Source organism: Streptomyces violaceorubidus (assembly GCF_000717995.1).
GTDB lineage: Bacteria > Actinomycetota > Actinomycetes > Streptomycetales > Streptomycetaceae > Streptomyces > Streptomyces violaceorubidus.
The window spans coordinates 66666-85944 of sequence record NZ_JODM01000019.1 but is presented as its reverse complement, the minus strand read 5'-3'; the positions used below and the strand labels follow the sequence as shown (position 1 = coordinate 85944).

At 72.3% G+C, this 19279-nt stretch carries 11 protein-coding genes and 2 pseudogenes; all 13 read right to left on the bottom strand.

The features are described from left to right. Positions 1-537: 537 nt before the first annotated feature. Positions 538-1068 (bottom strand): annotated as a pseudogene (locus IE94_RS41190) (glycosyltransferase); the annotation flags it as partial. A gap of 771 nt (positions 1069-1839) precedes the next feature. Then, entirely contained in the window at positions 1840-3276 is a 1437-nt protein-coding gene (obgE, locus tag IE94_RS0121830; RefSeq protein WP_030186885.1) for a GTPase ObgE, read from the bottom strand. Positions 3277-3386: 110 nt separating this feature from the next. Continuing rightward, positions 3387-3641 carry a 50S ribosomal protein L27 gene (gene rpmA / locus IE94_RS0121825; protein ID WP_003976205.1) on the bottom strand — a complete coding sequence of 85 codons (255 nt, stop codon included), beginning with the start codon at positions 3639-3641 and terminating at the stop codon, positions 3387-3389. A gap of 14 nt (positions 3642-3655) precedes the next feature. Continuing rightward, positions 3656-3976, bottom strand: coding sequence for a 50S ribosomal protein L21 (rplU, locus tag IE94_RS0121820; protein ID WP_007449531.1), 321 nt, complete (start codon positions 3974-3976; stop codon positions 3656-3658). Between the two features lie 219 nt (positions 3977-4195). After that, positions 4196-5257: an iron-containing alcohol dehydrogenase family protein gene (locus IE94_RS0121815; protein WP_030186882.1), complete on the bottom strand. Its 1062-nt coding sequence runs from the start codon at positions 5255-5257 to the stop codon at positions 4196-4198. Positions 5258-5397: 140 nt separating this feature from the next. Further along, positions 5398-9399 (bottom strand): Rne/Rng family ribonuclease, encoded by a 4002-nt coding sequence (locus IE94_RS0121810; protein WP_030186880.1) that lies wholly within the window; start codon positions 9397-9399, stop codon positions 5398-5400. A 272-nt stretch (positions 9400-9671) separates the two neighbouring features. Then, positions 9672-10448, bottom strand: coding sequence for a TIGR03936 family radical SAM-associated protein (locus tag IE94_RS0121805; RefSeq protein WP_030186878.1), 777 nt, complete (start codon positions 10446-10448; stop codon positions 9672-9674). A 139-nt stretch (positions 10449-10587) separates the two neighbouring features. Further along, positions 10588-11650: pseudogene (locus tag IE94_RS35900) on the bottom strand (hypothetical protein). A gap of 61 nt (positions 11651-11711) precedes the next feature. Further along, the gene (locus IE94_RS0121795; protein ID WP_030186877.1) at positions 11712-13670 is read right to left on the bottom strand and encodes a TIGR03960 family B12-binding radical SAM protein; all 1959 of its coding nucleotides are present in this window, start codon (positions 13668-13670) and stop codon (positions 11712-11714) included. Positions 13671-13760: 90 nt separating this feature from the next. Next, positions 13761-14957: a rod shape-determining protein RodA gene (gene rodA / locus IE94_RS0121790; protein ID WP_030186872.1), complete on the bottom strand. Its 1197-nt coding sequence runs from the start codon at positions 14955-14957 to the stop codon at positions 13761-13763. Next, the gene (gene mrdA / locus IE94_RS0121785) at positions 14954-17251 is read right to left on the bottom strand and encodes a penicillin-binding protein 2 (protein WP_030186870.1); all 2298 of its coding nucleotides are present in this window, start codon (positions 17249-17251) and stop codon (positions 14954-14956) included. The genes rodA and mrdA overlap by 4 nt, the downstream gene beginning before the upstream one ends. 101 nt (positions 17252-17352) lie before the next feature. Then, positions 17353-18024 (bottom strand): rod shape-determining protein MreD, encoded by a 672-nt coding sequence (gene mreD, locus IE94_RS0121780; protein WP_030186868.1) that lies wholly within the window; start codon positions 18022-18024, stop codon positions 17353-17355. Positions 18025-18037: 13 nt separating this feature from the next. After that, on the bottom strand, positions 18038-19099 hold the full coding sequence (mreC, locus tag IE94_RS0121775) for a rod shape-determining protein MreC (RefSeq protein ID WP_030186861.1): 1062 nt from the start codon (positions 19097-19099) through the stop codon (positions 18038-18040). Positions 19100-19279 lie beyond the last annotated feature (180 nt).

The window sequence follows — 19279 nt, the reverse complement described above, 5'->3', positions numbered from 1 at the left end:
CTCCACGACGGCGCCCGCGGCGGGCCGCGCGCCCCACAGTTCGGCGCGTACGGCGATGGTCCGTTCGTCGACCCCGACCGGGCCGACCTCGGCGTGGACGTCACGCAGCGCGCTGCGCAGCCGCAGCCCGCCGTCCTCGTGCAGGTGCGGCAGCAGCAGCGCGAGGGACGGCCCCTGGGCGCGCGGCAGTTCCACGGCGAGCAGGTCCCGGGTGTCGCAGCCGTAGCCGTCGGTGGAGAGCGCCACCTCGCGCTCGCCCTCGCGGACGGCCAGGCTCAGCTCCCAGGTGCCGTGCGGCACCCCGGCGTCCCAGGGCACGACCGCGTCGCCCTCGGCGGAGAACGGGAAGCGGTGCTCCGCGCCTGTGGCGCCGCCCTTGCGCAGGACGAGGTCGGCCTGCCCGGCGCTCGGCGGCAGGGTGCCCACGGCGACGTGGACCGAACCCTCCCGGTCCACCCGGGCGGTGGCGTGGCGGGGCAGCTCCTTGCGGGCGAAGGCCTCCTCCAGGATGGCCTCGAAGCGCTCGCGGCTGGCCCGCTCGTGGAAGCGCTCGGCGTTGCGGACGCCGGCTGCCGCCATCTTCAGGCGCAGTTCGTCGTCCTGGACCAGGCGCCGGATCGCCCCGGCCATCGCCTCCACGTCACCGCGCGGGACGATCAGCCCGTCCTCGCCGTCGGTGAGGATGTTGCGCGGCCCGTGGTCGGCGTCCGTGGCGACGACGGGCAGTCCGGCGGCCATCGCCTCCACGACGACGTTGCCGAACGCCTCCCGCTTGGAGGGCAGGACGAAGATCGAGGCCTTGCCGAACTCCGGGGTGACGGGCGAGGTCTCGCCCATCAGCAGGATGCTGTTGGACAGCCCCAGTTCCTCGATGCGGGCCCGCAGCTTCTTCTTCTCGGCGCCGTGGCCGTAGATGCGCAGGGTCCACTCCGGAGCGGCGGCGTGGACCTTGGCGAAGGCCTCGATCAGCAGGGCGTGGTTCTTGTTGTCGGTCAGGTGGCCGGCGGAGACCACCACCTTGTTGGTGCCGCTGGAGCGGATGGTGGAGGCGGGCACGCAGTTGGGCATCACGGCCAGGCGGTTGCGCACCGCGGGCACCTGCCGGGCGAGCGAGGCGACCTCCTCCGGGGTGAGCGCCGTGAGGGCGTCCAGGTGCCGGTAGGCCGGGAAGAGGCGCTGCTTGATGTCCGTGGCGTAGATGGCGGGCATCGAGTGCTCCTGGGTGACCTTCAGGAAGTCACCCGGGGCCTGCGCCAGCATGATCGTGTTGCGCGGGCTGGAGCTGACGACGACGTCGGCGTCGGTGGTGGCGAAGTACTCCAGCAGCCGCAGCTCCGCGAGTCGGCTCACCACCGGCGTCTTGGCACCGGCGTTGAGCGGGTAGATCAGCGGGAACTTGTCGGACAGCGGGTTGTCCACGTCGGAGACCGGGGAGTGCGGCCGCATGTCGGTGAGCGCCCGGACCCTGACCCGCGGGTCGAGCGGGAAGTACGACTCGTCGCGCACCTTGCGCAGCGCCACGATCTCGACGTCGTGCCGCTCGGCCAGCGCCCCGGCGAGGTTCTGCGTGGCGCTGACCACGCCGCCCATGTGGCACAGGTCCCGAACGAGGAATGCGATCTTCACTTTGCGGCTTCTCTCTGCTCCCGGGAACGGCTGGTCGGGCCGTGCCCCCGCCCCTGGCCACGCACGGGTGGCCACATCCTCCTCACAAAGTACACACGGATGCCGGACGGCAGATCACGGCCCCGACACACCTGTGTAACCCTGCGAACAGCAAGATGCCGCCCGCGGGACCATGGTTCCACGGGCGGCCGTGCGCGGTGCTGCCGCAGGGGATCAGAACGGCTCGAAGCCGTCGAACTCCTGCTGGGCCTCGTCCCGTTCGGCCTCGCGGTCCCGGCGCCGCTGGGCCGCCGGGCGCGGCGCCTCGAAGCGGTGGTCCTCGCCGCGGCGGCCGAGCATCTCGGCGCCCGCCGTGACCGAGGGCTCCCAGTCGAAGACGACCGCGTTGTCCTCGGGACCGATGGCAACGCCGTCGCCGCCGCGGGCGCCCGCCTTCATCAACCGCTCCTCGACACCGAGGCGGTTGAGCCGGTCGGAGAGGTAACCGACGGCCTCGTCGTTGTTGAAGTCGGTCTGGCGCACCCAGCGTTCGGGCTTCTCGCCGCGCACCCGGAACAGGCCGTCCTCCTCGCGGGTGACGGTGAAGCCGGCGTCGTCCACGGCCTTGGGCCGGATGACGATCCGCGTGGCCTCCTCCTTGGGCCGGGCCGCGCGCGCCGTGGCGACCAGCTCGGCCAGGGCGAAGGACAGCTCCTTCAGGCCCATGTGGGCCACGGCCGACACCTCGAAGACCCGGTAGCCGCGCGCCTCGAGGTCCGGCCGGACCATCTCGGCGAGGTCCTTGCCGTCGGGTACGTCGATCTTGTTGAGGACGACGATCCGGGGCCGGTTGTCCAGCCCGCCGTACTCGCGCAGCTCGGCCTCGATGACGTCGAGGTCGGAGAGCGGGTCGCGCTCGGACTCCAGCGTCGCCGTGTCCAGGACGTGCACCAGCACGCTGCACCGCTCCACGTGCCGCAGGAACTCCAGGCCCAGGCCCTTGCCCTGGCTGGCGCCGGGGATGAGACCGGGGACGTCGGCGACCGTGTACACCGTCGATCCGGCCGTCACCACGCCCAGGTTGGGGACGAGGGTCGTGAAGGGGTAGTCGGCGATCTTCGGCTTGGCCGCGCTCAGCACGGAGATCAGCGAGGACTTGCCGGCGCTCGGGTAGCCGACCAGCGCCACGTCGGCGACGGTCTTCAGCTCCAGGTGGATGTCCTGGAGGTCCCCGGGCTCGCCGAGCAGCGCGAAGCCGGGCGCCTTGCGCCGGGCCGAGGCCAGCGCCGCGTTGCCGAGGCCGCCCCGGCCGCCCTGCGCGGCGACGTAGGAGGTGCCGTGACCGACCAGGTCGGCCAGCACGTTGCCCGCGCCGTCGAGGACCACGGTGCCGTCGGGCACGGGCAGGACCAGGTCCTGGCCGTCCTTGCCGGAGCGGTTGCCGCCCTCGCCGGGCTTGCCGCCTGTGGCCTTGCGGTGCGGGGAGTGGTGGTAGTCGAGGAGCGTGGTCACCGACTGGTCCACGGTGAGGATCACGTCGCCGCCACGGCCGCCGTTGCCGCCGTCCGGGCCGCCGAGCGGCTTGAACTTCTCACGGTGGACGGAGGCACAGCCGTGGCCTCCGTTACCCGCGGCGACGTGCAGTTCGACGCGGTCCACGAAGGTGGTCATGGGATGTGCCTCCAGTTACTGCCTACTGCGGGAATGTCTCTTGGTCAACACGCGAAAGGCGGACCCGCTTCCCCTCGGGGAAGTGAGGCCCGCCTCGCGAAAGTGTCCGATCAGGCGACCGGAACGATGTTCACGACCTTGCGGCCACGGTGGGTGCCGAACTGCACCGCACCGGCCTGCAGCGCGAACAGCGTGTCGTCGCCACCGCGACCGACACCGGCGCCCGGGTGGAAGTGGGTGCCACGCTGGCGGACCAGGATCTCACCCGCGTTGACGGCCTGACCGCCGAAGCGCTTCACGCCGAGCCGCTGGGCATTCGAGTCGCGACCGTTCCGGGTGGACGATGCGCCCTTCTTGTGTGCCATGTCTCCTCAGTCCCTTACTTCGCAGCCGCGGGGATCTCAGTGACCTTGATCGCCGTGTACTGCTGGCGGTGGCCCTGACGACGGCGGTAGCCGGTCTTGTTCTTGTAGCGCAGAATGTCGATCTTCTGGCCCTTGTGGTGGTCCACGACCTCGGCCTGGACCTTGATGCCGGCCAGCACCCACGGGTCGCTGGTCACAGCGTCGCCGTCGACGACGAGCAGGGTCGAGAGCTCGACCGTGTCGCCGACCTGGGCGGTGGAAATCTTGTCAACCTCAACGATGTCGCCGACAGCAACCTTGTGCTGGCGACCACCGCTGCGCACGATGGCGTACACGCGGATCTCACTCTCTCGCTCGGAACGGCACCCCCGCAGTCCAGCCACCCGGTGACACACGGACAGCCTCTCCCGGCCGGGGCCACGGGGGCCCGCACCCGGAAGGAAAGAGGTTTACGGGGATGTGACGCGTCAGTCGACACGCCGACGGTCAAGATTACGGGGCCGTACGACAGGGGTCAAACCGGGCCCGCTGCTCCCGGGACCGGGGCCCCGCCGTCACCCGCTCACCGCCGCGACGTACTCGGCGTACGCCTCCCCCGCCCGCGCGGGCGACAGGTCGAGGTGCTCCAGGATCGTGTACCGGCCGGGCCGGGTCTGCGGCGCGAACCCGACGGCCCGCACGAACTCCTCGTCGGCGAACCCGATGTCCCGGGCCACCACCGGCAGCCCGTGCCGGCGCAGCGTGTCCGCCATCAGCAGGGAGCCCTCCCGGTCACCGCGCAGGTACGTCGCGAAGGCCGCGCCGATGCCCACCTGCTCGCCGTGGCTGGCCGCGCGCCGGGGATACAGCAGGTCGAGGGCGTGGCTGATCTCGTGGCAGGCGCCGGACGAGGGGCGGGTGTGCCCGGCGATGGTCATGGCGATGCCGGACAGCACCAGGCCCTCGGTCAGCACGGTCAGGAACCCGTCGTCGCCGCAGCCCCCCGGGTGGCGCAGCACGGCCTCGCCGGCCTGCCGGGCCAGGGCGGCGGCGAGGCCGTCGACCTTCTCGCCGTTCACCCGGTGGGCCAGCTCCCAGTCGGCGACCGCGGAGACGTTGGAGACGGCGTCGCCGATCCCGGAGCGCACGAAACGGATCGGCGCCTCGCGGATCACCGCGAGGTCCACGACGAGCGCGATCGGCGTCGGCACACCGTAGGAACCGCGGCCCGCGTCGTTGTCGAGGATCGAGACCGGCGAGCAGATGCCGTCGTGGGACAGGTTGGTGGCCACGGCGACCATGGGCAGGCCCACCCGGGCCGCGGCGAACTTGGCGCAGTCGATGACCTTGCCGCCGCCGAGCCCGACGACCGCGTCGTAGCGCCCCGACTTCATGCCGTCGGCCAGCCGCACCGCGTCGTCGATCGTGCCGCCGCCGACCTCGAACCAGTCCGCGCCGGGCAGGGACGGCTCCAGCCGCCTGCGCAGCCGAGCCCCGGAGCCGTCGCTGATCGCCACGCCCAGCTTCCCGGACTGCGAGATCCGCTGGTCCGCGAGGACGCTCGCCAGGTCGTCCAGGGCGCCCGGCCGGACGTCCACGACGAGCGGCGAGGGGATGAGCCTCGTCAGCACCGGCACGCGATCTCCTCTCCTCGCCCGTCGCCGCGGCGACGCGGCTGTCGTTGATGATGCGCCCGGCGAGGCCCGGGGAAACGTGCGGCCCCGTCCGGACGCGAATCCGTCCGGACGGGGCCACATGTTTCGGGACAGGTGCCGGGTCAGCCCTCGTCGGTACCGGCCGTGACCGACGACGGTGCCTGCTGGGCGGCCGCCGCGGTCTTCTTCGACGCCGTCTTCTTGGCCGTGGCCTTCTTGGCGGTCGTCGTCTTGGCGGTCGCCTTCTTGGCCGTGGCCTTCTTCGCGGTCGTCGTCTTCTTGGCCGCGGTCTTCTTGGTGGCGGCCTTCTTCGCCGTCGCCTTCTTGGCCGTCTTGCGGGCCGCCGCCTTCTTGGCCGGCGCGGCCTCGTCACCGGCGTCCACGGCCGGCGCACCGGCCGCCTCGGGCTCCGCCTGGACCTCCGCCGGCGCCGACGGGACGACCACGACGGCCGCCTCCTCGGACGCGGTGGACGTGGTGGGCTTGCGCACCGCACGGCGCCGCGGACGGGCCGGGGCGGCGCTCTCGGCCACCTCGGCGGCCACCGGGGCCTGCTCCGGCTGCTCGGACCGCTCCGACGCCGTGGTCTCCGGGACCGTCAGCACGGCGGCCTCGGCACCCTCGGGCGAACCGGCCGGTGCGGACACCTTCCGGGTGGCCCGACGGCGGGTACGGCCCTTGGGCGCGGCCTCCTCCGACACGGGCGCCGGGGCCTCGGCCGGAGCCGGGGCCGGGGCCGGGGCACCGGAGACGGCGTCCTCGACGGCGGCGGGCTCGGCCAGCACCTCGGCGGCGGGCTCGCGCCGCACGGGACGCTCGACCTCCTCCCGCACGGTGACGTCCTGCGCGGTCGGCGCCTCGACGGGCGCGCTCGCGGCCTGCGTGGCCCCGCCCTTCGCGGCCTTCGGCGCACCCGCCGGGGCGGACGCCCGACGGCTCGCGCGACGGCGGCCACGACCACGGGTGGCGGCGGCCTCGGCCTCGGCGGCGCTGCTGTACAGCTCCTCGTCCGCGCTGAAGTCGGGCGCCGGGAGGGCGACCGGCTCCGCCACCTCGGCGGCGACCTCGGACTCGGACTCGGTGTCCGCCTCCTGCTCCGCCGTGGGGCCGGTCTCGACCCCGGCGAGGGCCTCGTGCTCGTGCGGCTGCTCGCCGCCGGCCCGGGCCCGCTTGCGGCGCTTGCCACCGCCGCCGCCCGCGGCGGACGTCGGCTGGTCGAGGTGGACGATGACACCGCGGCCGTTGCAGTGGACGCAGGTCTCCGAGAACGACTCCAGCAGGCCCTGGCCGACCCGCTTGCGGGTCATCTGCACCAGGCCCAGCGAGGTCACCTCGGCGACCTGGTGCTTGGTCCGGTCCCGGCCCAGGCACTCCAGCAGGCGCCGCAGCACCAGGTCCCGGTTGGACTCCAGGACCATGTCGATGAAGTCGATGACGATGATGCCGCCGAGGTCGCGCAGCCTGAGCTGACGCACGATCTCCTCGGCAGCCTCCAGGTTGTTCCTGGTGACCGTCTCCTCGAGGTTGCCGCCCTGACCGGTGAACTTGCCGGTGTTGACGTCGATGACGACCATCGCCTCGGTCCGGTCGATCACCAGCGAACCGCCACTGGGCAGCCAGACCTTGCGGTCCAGCGCCTTGGCGAGCTGCTCGTCGATCCGGTACGTGGCGAAGACGTCGACCTCGCTGGTCCACCTGGACAGCCGCTCGGCCAGGTCCGGCGCCACGTGGGACACGTAGCCGTGGATGGTCTGCCAGGCGTCGTCGCCGCTGACGACGACCTTGGAGAAGTCCTCGTTGAAGATGTCGCGCACGACCCGGACGGTCATGTCCGGCTCGCCGTAGAGCAGCGTCGGCGCGTTGGAGCTGCCGCCGCTCTTCGCCTTCTTCTGGATGTCCTCCCACTGCGCCTGGAGCCGCTCGACGTCGCGGCGCAGCTCGTCCTCGCTGGCGCCCTCGGCGGCGGTGCGCACGATGACGCCCGCGTCCTCGGGGACGATCTTCTTCAGGATCGTCTTCAGCCGGGACCGCTCGGTGTCGGGCAGCTTGCGGCTGATGCCGGTCATCGAGCCCTCGGGCACGTAGACCAGGTAGCGGCCGGGCAGCGAGACCTGGCTGGTCAGGCGGGCGCCCTTGTGGCCGATCGGGTCCTTGGTGACCTGCACCAGGACCGGCTGGCCGGACTTGAGGGCGGACTCGATGCGGCGCGGGCCGTTGGCCATGCCCAGCGCCTCGAAGTTGACCTCACCGGCATACAGGACGGCGTTGCGGCCCTTGCCGATGTCGATGAAGGCGGCCTCCATCGACGGCAGCACGTTCTGCACCTTGCCGAGGTAGACGTTGCCGACGTACGAGGTGGCCTGCTCCTTGTTGACGTAGTGCTCGACGAGCACGCCGTCCTCCAGGACGCCGATCTGGGTGCGCTCGCCGTGCTGGCGGACGACCATGACCCGCTCGACGGCCTCGCGGCGGGCCAGGAACTCGGCCTCGGTGATGATCGGCACGCGCCGGCGGCCCTGCTCGCGGCCCTCCCGGCGGCGCTGCTTCTTGGCCTCCAGACGGGTCGAGCCCTTGATGGACTGCACCTCGTCGGACGGCTCGCTCTTCTCCCGCGCGGGTCGCGGCTCGCGGACCTTGACGACGGTGCGCTCGGGGTCGTCGGAGGAGGAGGTCTCGGCCTCCCCGGAGCCGTCCCCGGCCCGGCGACGACGGCGACGGCGGCGACGGCTGCTGCTGGAACCGCTCTCGCCCGCGGCCTCCTCGCCCTCCTCGGCGTCCTCGTCCGCCTGCTCGGCGGTGTCCGCGGCGTCCTGCTCGGCGGCGGTGTGCTCGCCCTCGCCGTCCGTCAGGTCGCCGTCGGCGGCGTCACCCCGGCGACGGCGACGGCCGCCCCGGCGACGGCGACGGCGCGAGCCGGACTCCTCGTAGCCCTCGGCGTCGTCGTGGTCCTCGCCCGACTCGTCGCCCTCGGCCTCGGTCTCGGCCTCGGCCTCGGCGTCCAACTCGGCGTCGCCGTGGTCCGCTTCCCGGAGCACGTCCTCGGCCACGGCGGCGGTGGCCCGCTCCTCGGCGGCCTCCTCGGCCGCGGCACCCCGGCGCTTGCGGCGGCGGCGCGATCCGGCGGACGGCTCCTCCGGGGCCTCCACGCTCTCCTCGACCGGCTTGGCCGACCCGGCACCGGCCGCCTCGGCGGCGGCCTCGGCCGCGGCCCGCTCGGGCGTCTGGAACTGGGGCTCGGCGAACACGGGCGCCTGGAACACGGCGACCGCGGGACGCGACGGACGCTTGGGCGCCTCCGCCTCGCCGGACGCCGCGGCGCCCTGCGGCGGGGCGGCGAAACCGGTGGCGGCCTTACGGGTGGACCGGCGGCGCGCACGACGCGGCCCGGCGTCCTCACCGGACTCGGCACCCTCCACGGACGCGGCGGGCGCGGCGGCCTCGGCGGGTGCGGTGGTCTCGGCCTTCTTCTTCGCCCTGGCCGGCTCGGCAGCCGCGGCGGCCTCGGGCGCGCTCTCTTCGGCGGGCGCCTCGGCCGGGGCGGTCACACGGCGCGTGGCACGACGACGGGTCCGGCCCTTGGGCGCGGCGCTCTCGGCCTCGGTCCCGGCTTCTTCCGTCTCGTCCTCGGCGGGCTCGGAAGCCACGGCGGCGACCGGCTCGGTGACGGCGGGCTCGACGGCGGCCGGCTCGCTGGCCGAGGTCACACTGCGCGTGGCACGACGGCGGGTACGCCCCTTGGGCGCGGCGCTCGCGGCGGGCTCTGTGGCCTCGACGGCCTCCTCGGCCTGGGCCGGGGCCGCCTCGGCGGCAGGGGCCGCGGGCACGACGGTCTCGGCCGCCTCCGCCGCGGCGGGGGCCCCGGCGGGCGCGGAGGCACGGCGCACCGCACGGCGCCGCGGTCGGGCGGGGGCGGCCGACTCGGCAGCCGGCTCGGGGGCCTCGGCCACCTCGGCGGGGGCCGGCGCGACGGTCTCCGTCGGCGCCTCGGAGCCGCCGGACGGCGGTCCCGCCGGGCGGGACGCGGCCCTGCGCCGACGGCGCGGCGGCAGGGTGTCGCTGGGGGTGTTGGATCCGGAGTCCGTCGAAGCGGTCGACGACTCGGTGGGTTCGGTCGGTTCGAGCATGCGGGGGTTTCTCCCGTCAGGCTCCCGGGCGCCGCGCCTGGTCCGGCATCGACATGTCGACCGCCGGTGACGTCCGCGGCTCGCGCGGTGCGCGGTCGCCGCCGTCCGGGGCGCGGGCGCCGCTCGGAAGCTCTCCGTGTCTTGTCTCGCCGGTTCCGTACCCCTTGTCGTGCACGGCCTGGCGAAGTCTTGTGGTCGGTGCGCTGCCCGACCCAGGTGGCTCCCGAGTTCGAGGGCGGCGCTACGACGTCCGTCCCTACGCGGAACCTTCCTTACGCCGGCGCCTTCGCGGCGGCGGAAGCGGCGGCCGGATGCGGCACGGGCGCTTCTGCCTCGCGGTCGGGCGCGAGCGGGTCGGTCACCGCACCGGTCTCTTCATCGAACAGCCCCTGCGCCAGCCTGGTCACCGCTGCGGGGACCGGCGGCGCCAGGTCGGCCACGGCGCGAAGACCGGACAGGACGTCGTCGGGTCGTACGGCAGGCGTCACGTGCCGAACAACCAGCCGCAGTATCGCACAGGGCCGGTCGGTCGGCCTATCAGCCGGTGAACCGTGCGTGGTGACGCTCTCGAGGTGCGCGACGGCGGAGCGGGTGTCGAAGGTACGGACGCCGTTCTTCGTACGGCGCTGGACCTCCACCGCCGGGGCCGCGTTGAACGCCGCGACGGCGGCCTCGGCCTCGGCGGGCTCCACACCGTCCAGCCGCAGCTCCCACACGGAAGCCGTCAGCCGGTCGGCGAGCCCGGAGGTCCGGGCCTCGACCGCGTCGACGACATCGAGCCCGGTGGGCAGCGACTCGTCGAGGAGCAGCCGCAGCCGCTCCGGGTCGCGCGCCTCGGTGAGCGCGATCTCCAGGTACTCCGCCTCACTGCCTGTGCCGGTGGGTGCGGCATTGGCGTACGACACCTTCGGGTGCGGAGTGAACCCCGCCGAGTACGCCATCGGCACCTCGGCGCGGCGCAGCGCACGCTCGAAGGCGCGCTGGAAGTCACGGTGGCTGGTGAACCGGAGGCGGCCGCGCTTGGTGTAGCGCAGTCGGATGCGCTGCACCGCGGGAACGGGCGGCGGGCCTACGGGCTGTCGCTTGCCCAGGGGACTTCTCCTTGTGTACGGCGGTCGGAACCGGACGCATCCCCGCGGTGGCGGGGAGCACACCGGCTGACGCTTTCCCGGTGTCGTCCAGTCAGGATCATCCCCGCGTCGGCGGGGAGGTTTCGCGCCCGGTCCTCTTTTCTAGAGTACGCGTTTGCGCAGGCGTAGGTTCCCGCCCGGTCCACCGGCCGCCGCTCGGCGGGCTCCCCGAAGAGCATCCGCCGCACGTCGGCGCGGGCCTGCCGTGCGGTGAGCCGGGCCGAGGCCAGCGCCTGCCGCGTCGCCCGCCCCACGCTGCGCCCCGCCTCGGCGAGGGGCCGCACGACGGCGTCCCGCACGGCATGCCCCACCGGGGTCAGCACACTCCGGTACACCCAGCGCGCCGGTTCGGCCACGGTCCACCGCAGGACGGTGCCGAGGAACCGTCCGACCGCGCGCGAGAGGTGCCCGGCGATCCGCCAGGCGTGCCCGGCGGCATCCGCCACCTCCCGTCCGACGACGGCGAGGACCCGGCCGACCGGGGTGAGCACCCACCGCCACACGGCGAGGGCCGGCAGCACCAGCAGCACCCGGACGGTCCAGTACAGAACGAACCCGACACCGGTGAGGACCAGCCGCACCCCCCGCGCCACCTGCCTGCCGCACCAGGCGATCCCGTGCCCGACCGGCATCAGCACCCACCGGTACAGCCACACCGCCGGCACGACGGCCAGATACCGCCCGAGCCATGCCAGACCCGCGTACACCCCGCGCCCGATCGCCGCGAGCACCACGCCCACCCGGGTGAGGAACCAGGCGATCCCGTGCCCCACCGGCGCCAGCACCCACCGGTACAGCCACACCGCGGGCACCACGAGCAGCACCCGCCCCAGCCACCCCACGCCCCGGGCGAGCGGCACGACGACGTACCGCCACAGCCCGACCAGCGGCCACACGAAGACGGCCCGCCCGAGCCACGCCAGCGCCCGCCCGACGGGACGCAGCACCGTGTCCCGCAGGAACCGCCCCGCGACCACCAGCGCGTCCCACACCATGCGCACCGGCACGACCAGCACGAGCACCACGATCCGCACCGGAAGCCGGATCGCCACGGCGAGACACCCCTCGGCATCCCGCTGCGGGCCCGCACCGGACGCCTTCTCCAGATCCACCATGCACATGAGGACGCCGCGGAACCCGATCCGGATCCCGCGGCGCCCCGTAATCCCCGGCTGCCGCCGCTCAGCCGGTCGGAGCGGTCTTCTTGACCGTCAGCGGCAGCAGCTTCTTGCCGGTCGGGCCGACCTGGATGGTCGTGTCCATGGCGGGGCAGACCCCGCAGTCGAAGCACGGCGTCCAGCGGCAGTCGTCGACCTCGGTCTCGTCGAGGGCGTCCTGCCAGTCCTCCCAGAGCCACTCCTTGTCGAGGCCGGAGTCGAGGTGGTCCCAGGGGAGAACCTCCTCGTAGCCGCGCTCGCGGGTGGTGTACCAGTCGACGTCGACGCCGGTCGGCTCCAGGGCCTTGTCGGCGCAGGCCATCCAGCGGTCGTAGGAGAAGTGCTCGCGCCAGCCGTCGAAGCGGCCGCCGTCCTCGTAGACGGCGCGGATGACGGCGCCGAGGCGGCGGTCGCCGCGGGAGAGGAGGCCCTCGACGATGCCGGGCTTGCCGTCGTGGTAGCGGAAGCCGATGGAGCGGCCGTACTTCTTGTCGCCGCGGATCTTGTCGCGGAGCTTCTGGAGACGGGCGTCCGTCTCCTGCGCCGACAGTTGCGGGGCCCACTGGAAGGGGGTGTGGGGCTTGGGGACGAAGCCGCCGATGGAGACCGTGCAGCGGATGTCGCCGGAGCCGGAGACCTCGCGGCCCTTGGCGATGACGCGGGTGGCCATGTCGGCGATCTGGAGGACGTCGTCGTCGGTCTCGGTGGGCAGGCCGCACATGAAGTACAGCTTCACCTGGCGCCAGCCGTTGCCGTAGGCCGTCGCGACGGTCCGGATGAGGTCGTCCTCGGAGACCATCTTGTTGATGACCTTGCGGATGCGCTCGGAGCCGCCCTCGGGGGCGAAGGTGAGGCCGGAGCGGCGGCCGTTGCGGGTCAGCTCGTTGGCCAGGTCGATGTTGAAGGCGTCGACGCGGGTGGAGGGGAGGGACAGGCCGATCTTGTCGTCCTCGTACCGATCGGCGAGGCCCTTGGCGACGTCGGCGATCTCCGTGTGGTCGGCGGAGGAGAGGGACAGGAGGCCGACCTCCTCGAAGCCGGTGGCCTTCAGGCCCTTGTCGACCATCTCGCCGATACCGGTGATGGAGCGCTCGCGCACCGGACGGGTGATCATGCCGGCCTGGCAGAAGCGGCAGCCCCGGGTGCAGCCGCGGAAGATCTCCACGGACATGCGCTCGTGGACGGTCTCGGCGAGCGGGACGAGGGGCTGCTTGGGGTAGGGCCACTCGTCGAGGTCCATGACGGTGTGCTTGGACACCCGCCACGGGACGCCGGAGCGGTTGGGCACGACGCGGGCGATGCGGCCGTCGGGGAGGTACTCGACGTCGTAGAAGGCGGGGACGTAGACGCCGCCGGTCTTCGACAGGCGGAGGAGGAGTTCCTCGCGACCGCCAGGGCGGCCCTCCGCCTTCCAGGCGCGGATGATCGCGGTGACCTCCAGGACGGCCTGCTCGCCGTCGCCGATGACCGCGCAGTCGATGAAGTCCGCGATCGGCTCGGGGTTGAAGGCCGCGTGGCCGCCGGCCAGCACGATCGGGTCGTCGATGCCGCGGTCCCTCGCCTCCAGCGGGATGCCCGCCAGGTCCAGGGCGGTGAGCATGTTGGTGTAGCCCAGCTCCGTGGAGAAGGAGAGGCCGAAGACGTCGAAGGCGCCGACCGGGCGGTGGCTGTCGACGGTGAACTGCGGGACGGAGTGCTCCCGCATCAGCTCCTCCAGGTCCGGCCAGACGCTGTAGGTGCGCTCGGCGAGGACGCCCTGCTGCTCGTTGAGTACCTCGTAGAGGATCATGACGCCCTGGTTGGGCAGGCCGACCTCGTAGGCGTCGGGGTACATCAGGGCCCAGCGGACGTCGCAGGATTCCCAGTCCTTGACCGTGGAGTTCAGCTCTCCGCCGACGTATTGGATCGGCTTCTGCACATGCGGGAGCAGGGCTTCGAGCTGCGGAAACACGGACTCGGCGGCCTGGGTGGCTTCGGCAGGCATCTCACGGGACCTTTGTGTGCGGACAGGGGGGACCATCCAGCCTAACCCGGCCGGACCGGTCCCCCTTACCGCTCGTCCCCGGGGGCCGGGCTAGGCCGACATCGGTCGCTGCACGGTGATCGACTGGAGCAGGCCGACCGCCATCCACACGGCGAACATGGAGGAGCCGCCGTAGGAGACGAAGGGCAGGGGCAGGCCGGTGACCGGCATGATGCCGAGCGTCATGCCGACGTTCTCGAAGGTCTGGAAGGCGAACCAGGCGACGATCCCGGCGGCGACGACCGTGCCGTACAGGTCGGGGGTGCTGCGGGCGATCCTGCAGGCACGCCAGAGGACCACGCCGAGCAGGGCGATGATGAGGCCCGCGCCGAGGAAGCCCAGTTCCTCTCCGGCGACGGTGAAGACGAAGTCGGTCTGCTGTTCGGGGACGAACCGGCCGGTGGTCTGGGAGCCGTGGAAGAGGCCGGAACCGGTGAGCCCGCCGGAGCCGATGGCGATGCGGGCCTGGTTGGTGTTGTAGCCGACGCCCGCGGGGTCGAGGGCGGGGTTGGCGAAGGCGGCGAAGCGGGCGATCTGGTAGTCGTCCAGGATGCCGAGCTGCCACACGGCGAGCGCCCCGGCGGTACCGGCGCCGAGCAGGCCGAAGATCCAGCGGTTGCTGGCGCCGGAGGCGAGCAGGATGCCGAGCACGATGATGACCATGACCATGACCGACCCGAGGTCGGGCATGAGCATCACGATGAGCATCGGCACGGTGGCCAGGCCCAGGGCCTGGAGCACGGTGCGGTGATCGGGGTGGGGCCGGTCCCCCGCGTCCACCCGTGCGGCCAGCAGCATCGCCATGCCCAGGATGATCGTGATCTTCACGAACTCCGAGGGCTGCAGGGAGAAGCCGCCGGGGAGCTTGATCCAGGAGTGGGCGCCGTTGATGGTCGAGCCGAGCGGGGTGAGCACCAGCAGGATCAGGAAGACGGAGGCGCCGTAGAGGACCGGGACGGCGGTGCGCAGGGCGCGGTGGCCGAGCCAGACGACGCCGACCATCAGGGTGAGGCCGATGCCGGTGTTCAGGAGGTGCCGGGTGAGGAAGTAGTACGGGTCGCCCTGGTTGAGTTCGGTGCGGTTGCGGGTCGCGGAGTAGACGAGCAGCGAGCCCATCAGGGACAGGGCCACGGCGGCCAGCAGTATCGGCCAGTCGAGCCGCCGCGCCAGGGAGTCCCGGGCGAAGAGGCGGGTCCAGCCGGCCTTCTCGGGGCCGTACCCGGAGACCTGGAAGCTGTTGCCGGTCATGCGCGTGCCCTCCGGCTTCTTCCCCTGCCGCCCGGCCGGGCGCCGCGCCCGCCGCCTCGGCGTCGGTGGCGTCGGGTGTCGCGGTTCTGGCCGTTCTGGTTGGGGGTGGTGGCCGGCTGGTCGCCCTCCTCGACGGGGGCGTACTCCTCGTCCGGGGAGGCCTTCTCGTCGGGCTGGAGTTCCTTGACGACGTCCTTCGGCATCTTCGGCGAGAGGATGGTGCCGTCCGTCTTGATCTTCGGGAGGCTCGCCTGCGGCTTGGGCAGCAGGGCCTTCTTCGGGTCGATGTCGCCGTCGTCGGAGACGCCGTACAGCGCGTCGTAGATGTTGCGGACGGCGGGTCCCGAGGCGCCGGAGCCGGTGCCACCCTGGGAGATCGTCATGACGATCGAGTAGTCCTTGGTGTACGTCGCGAACCAGGACGTGGTCTGCTTGCCGTAGACCTCGGCGGTGCCGGTCTTGGCGTGCATCGGGATCTTCTCCTGCGGCCAGCCGACCTGGGCGAACCGCCAGGCGGCGGTGCCGCGGCTGGCGACGCCGGCGAGGGCCTCGTCCATCTTGGCCAGCGTGGTCTTGCTTATGGGCAGCTTGCCGTGGGCCGTGGGCTGGATCTCGCGGACGTTCTTGCCGTCGGGGCTGACGACGGCCTTGCCGATGGTCGGGTCGTAGAGGGTGCCGCCGTTGGAGATGGCCGCGTAGATGGTGGCCATCTGGATGGGGGTGACGAGGGTGTCGCCCTGGCCGATGGAGTAGTTGATGGAGTCACCGGCGCGCATCTTGTTGCCCTCTAGGCAGTTCTCGTACGCGATCTTCTCGACGTAGGAGCCGTCCTTCTTGCCGGACTTGCACCAGGCGTCCTTGTTGGCCTCCCAGTAGTCCTGCTTCCACTGGCGGTCGGGGACGCGGCCGGTGACCTCGTTGGGGAGGTCGATGCCGGTCGTGGCGCCGAGGCCGAACTGGTGGGCGGCCTTGTAGAAGTAGTCGTGGGGGTTCTTGGGCTTCATCCCGCCGTCCTTCTTCCACTCCTGGTGGGACAGGCGGTAGAAGACGGTGTCGCAGGAGAGCTCCAGGGCGCGGCCGATGGTGATCATGCCTTCGTTGGCCGACTCGAAGTTCTTGAAGACCTGGCCGCCGACGTCGTAGGCGCTGGAGCAGTCGTAGTTGCCGTCGAAGTCGTAGCCCGCCTCGACCGCGGCGGCCGAGGAGACCACCTTGAAGATGGAGCCGGGGGCCGCCTGCCCCTGGATGGCGCGGTTGAGCAGCGGGTAGTTGGAGTCCTTGCCGGTGAGCTTCTTGTAGTCCTTGGCGGAGATGCCGCCGACCCAGGCGTTGGGGTCGTAGTCGGGGTTGGAGGCCATGGCGACGACGCGGCCGGTCTTGGCCTCCATCACCACGACCGCACCGGAGTCGGCCTCGTAGGTGCGGTTGGTGTTGCGGTCCATCTCCTTGCGGGCGGCCTTCATCGCCTCGTTCAGCTCGTACTCGGCGACCCGCTGGACGCGGGCGTCGATGCTGGTGACGAGGTTGGAGCCGGGGGTGCCCGGGTCGGACTCGGCCTTGCCGATGACGCGGCCGAGGTTGTCGACCTCGTAGCGGGTGACGCCGGCCTTGCCGCGCAGCGCCTTGTCGTACTGGCGCTCCAGGCCGGAGCGGCCGACCTGGTCGGAGCGCAGGTAGGGCGAGTCGGTGTCCTGGGCCTGCTGGAGCTCCTCGTCGGTGACCGGCGAGAGGTAGCCGAGGACCTGGGCGCTGTTGGACTTGCCGGGGGCGGCGTAGCGGCGTACGGCCATGGGTTCGGCGGTGATGCCGGGGAAGTCCTCGGCGCGCTCGCGGACCTGCAGGGCCTGCTTGACGGTGGCCTCGTCGGTGACGGGGATCGGCTGGTAGGGCGAGCCGTTCCAGCAGGGCTGCGGGGTCTTGGCGTCGCAGAGCCGGACCTTGTCGATGACGTCCTGGGGCTTCATGCCGAGGACGCCGGCGAGCTTGGTGAGGACGGCCTTGCCGTCGTCCTTCATCTTCAGCAGGTCGGTGCGGGAGGCGGAGACGACGAGCCGGGTCTCGTTGTCGGCGAGGGCGACACCGCGGGCGTCCAGGATCGAGCCGCGGGTGGCGGGCTGGACGACCTGCTGGACGTGGTTGCCGGAGGCTTCCTCGGCGTATTCGTCGCCCTGGCGGATCTGGAGGTACCAGAGTCGGCCGCCGAGGGTGGCGAGGAGCGAGAGGACGAGGATCTGGATGACGACGAGCCGGGTCTGGACGCGGGTGCTGCGGCCGGTCTCCGGAATGTTAGTCATGGGCGCGGCCCATCCGGTCGAGGGTGGTGGTGGGCGGCGGCTGGGAGTTGGTCACTGCTGCCTCCCCCTGGCGATGCGGGTACGGGTGTGCTGGCGGGCCGTCACAGCCGCTTGACCCCCTTGATGCGTCCGGCGCGGGCCACGCGGGCGCGGGCCGTCTTCACCCTCAGGCCGTTGCGCTGTCTGCCGATGCGCAGGCCGGTGCCCCCGGAGAGCCAGCCGGAGGAGATGTCGGGGCTCTGGGCGGCGGCGTTGGTGTCGGCCAGCGGGTCGTGTTCGGCGCGCCGGGCGAGCGCCATGATGCCGGGGACGACGAAGGGCGCGAGCAGCAGGTCGTACAGGGCGGCCGTGAACAGCAGACCGGGCAGGCCGACATGGCGGGCGGCGGTGTCGCCGACGAGGGCGCCGACGCCGGCGTAGAGCAGGGTGGTGCCGATGGCGGCGGCGACCACGACGACCATGGGGCCGGTGGCCGAGCGGAGCCGTCCGTTGTCCGGCCGGGCGAGACCGGCGAGGTAGCCGATGACGCAGAGCACCAGGGCGTAGCGGCCGGCGGCGTGGTCGGCGGGCGGGGCGAGGTCGGCGAGGAGCCCGGCGCCGAAGCCGACGAGGGCGCCGCCGACGTGGCCGTAGACCAGGGCGAGGCCGAGGACGGTGAGCAGCAGCAGGTCGGGGACGGCGCCGGGCAGGTGGAGGCGGGCGAGGACGCTGACCTGGATCACCAGGGCGACGACGACCAGGGCGACGGACAGCAGGATCCGGTTGACGCGCATGGGGTGAAGGCTCCTACGGCTCGGGCTGCTCGTTCTGCTGCTCTGTCTGGTCGTTCTGGCCGGTGGCCTGGTCCTGGCCGGCCGTGTCGTTCTGACCGGCCGTGTCGTTCTGGCCGGTCGCGTCGCCCTGCCCGGCCTCGTCGTTCCGGGCCGGGCCCTCGGGGTCGGCGCCGGGGGTGACGGTCACCGTCACGGTCGGTGTGGGCTTCGGCTGCTTCTTCTCCGGGAGCACCGTGTCGCGGGGGTCCTTGGCCGGGGCCTGGACGACGACGCCGACGATGTCGAGCTTGGTGAAGCTGACGAACGGCGTGACGTCGAGGATGCGGGTCAGGTCGCCGCCGTTGGGGTCGACGCGGGTGATGGTGCCGACGGGCACGCCCGGCACGAACGGCTTGTCGGCCTGGGAGCCGAAGGTGACGAGGCGGTCGCCCTTCTTGACGTCGGCCTTGCCGTTGAGGAGCTCGACGCGCAGGGGGCGGTTGCCCTGGCCGGCGGCGAAGCCGAGTTCGTCGCCGGACTCCATGCGGGTGCCGACGGTGAAGTCCGGGTCGTTGGCGAGCAGCACGGTGGCGGTGTTCGGGCCGACGGTGGTCACGCGTCCGACGAGGCCGTCGCCGTTGAGGACGGTCATGTCGCGCTTGACGCCGTCGTTGGCGCCGGCGTCGATGGTGATGGTCCAGGAGAAGCCCTGGGCGGCTCCTATGGCGATGACCTGGGCGCCCTTGATGCCGTACTGCCCGGCCCCGGCGAGTCCGAGCATCTTGTCGAACTGCTTCAGCCGGCTGCGGCCCCGCTCGTCGCTGCCGAGCTTCGCCTTGAGGGCCGCGTTCTCGGTCTCCAGTCGCGTGAGCCGGTCGTGCCGGTCGCCGGAGTCGCGGACCGCGGAGACCGCGTTGCCGACCGGGTCGACCGCGGAGGAGACCCCGTTCTCGATCGGACCGAAGACGTCGGCCGCGGCCTGCCGGGCCCCGTCGACCGGGGAGTCCTCCCCACCGCGGATGTCCACCGTGATCAGTGCGAACGCGATGGCGATCAGCAGCACCAGGAGCAGCCGGCTCTCTTTCGTGTCCCTCACGTGCGGCGGCCGTGCCTTCCTCGTCGAATTCGGGAATCTCGGAATGTACGTGGCGGTGTTCAGGAATTCAGCTGATCCGGCACGTCGGGTGCTTCACGCGCATCCGGTGCCGGAACCCTCTATATCAACGATCCGCCGCACGAGAGGAGATCGTCTCGTACGGCGGAACCGAAGGGTGAC

What these genes read in the sequence shown, in the direction of transcription:
- obgE (WP_030186885.1), bottom strand. Translation starts at nt 3,276, where the DNA reads ATGACCACCTTCGTGGACCGCGTCGAACTGCACGTCGCCGCGGGTAAC.
- rpmA (WP_003976205.1), bottom strand. Translation starts at nt 3,641, where the DNA reads ATGGCACACAAGAAGGGCGCATCGTCCACCCGGAACGGTCGCGACTCG.
- IE94_RS0121810 (WP_030186880.1), bottom strand. Translation starts at nt 9,399, where the DNA reads ATGCTCGAACCGACCGAACCCACCGAGTCGTCGACCGCTTCGACGGAC.
- IE94_RS0121795 (WP_030186877.1), bottom strand. Translation starts at nt 13,670, where the DNA reads ATGCCTGCCGAAGCCACCCAGGCCGCCGAGTCCGTGTTTCCGCAGCTC.
- rodA (WP_030186872.1), bottom strand. Translation starts at nt 14,957, where the DNA reads ATGACCGGCAACAGCTTCCAGGTCTCCGGGTACGGCCCCGAGAAGGCC.
- mrdA (WP_030186870.1), bottom strand. Translation starts at nt 17,251, where the DNA reads ATGACTAACATTCCGGAGACCGGCCGCAGCACCCGCGTCCAGACCCGG.
- mreD (WP_030186868.1), bottom strand. Translation starts at nt 18,024, where the DNA reads ATGCGCGTCAACCGGATCCTGCTGTCCGTCGCCCTGGTCGTCGTCGCC.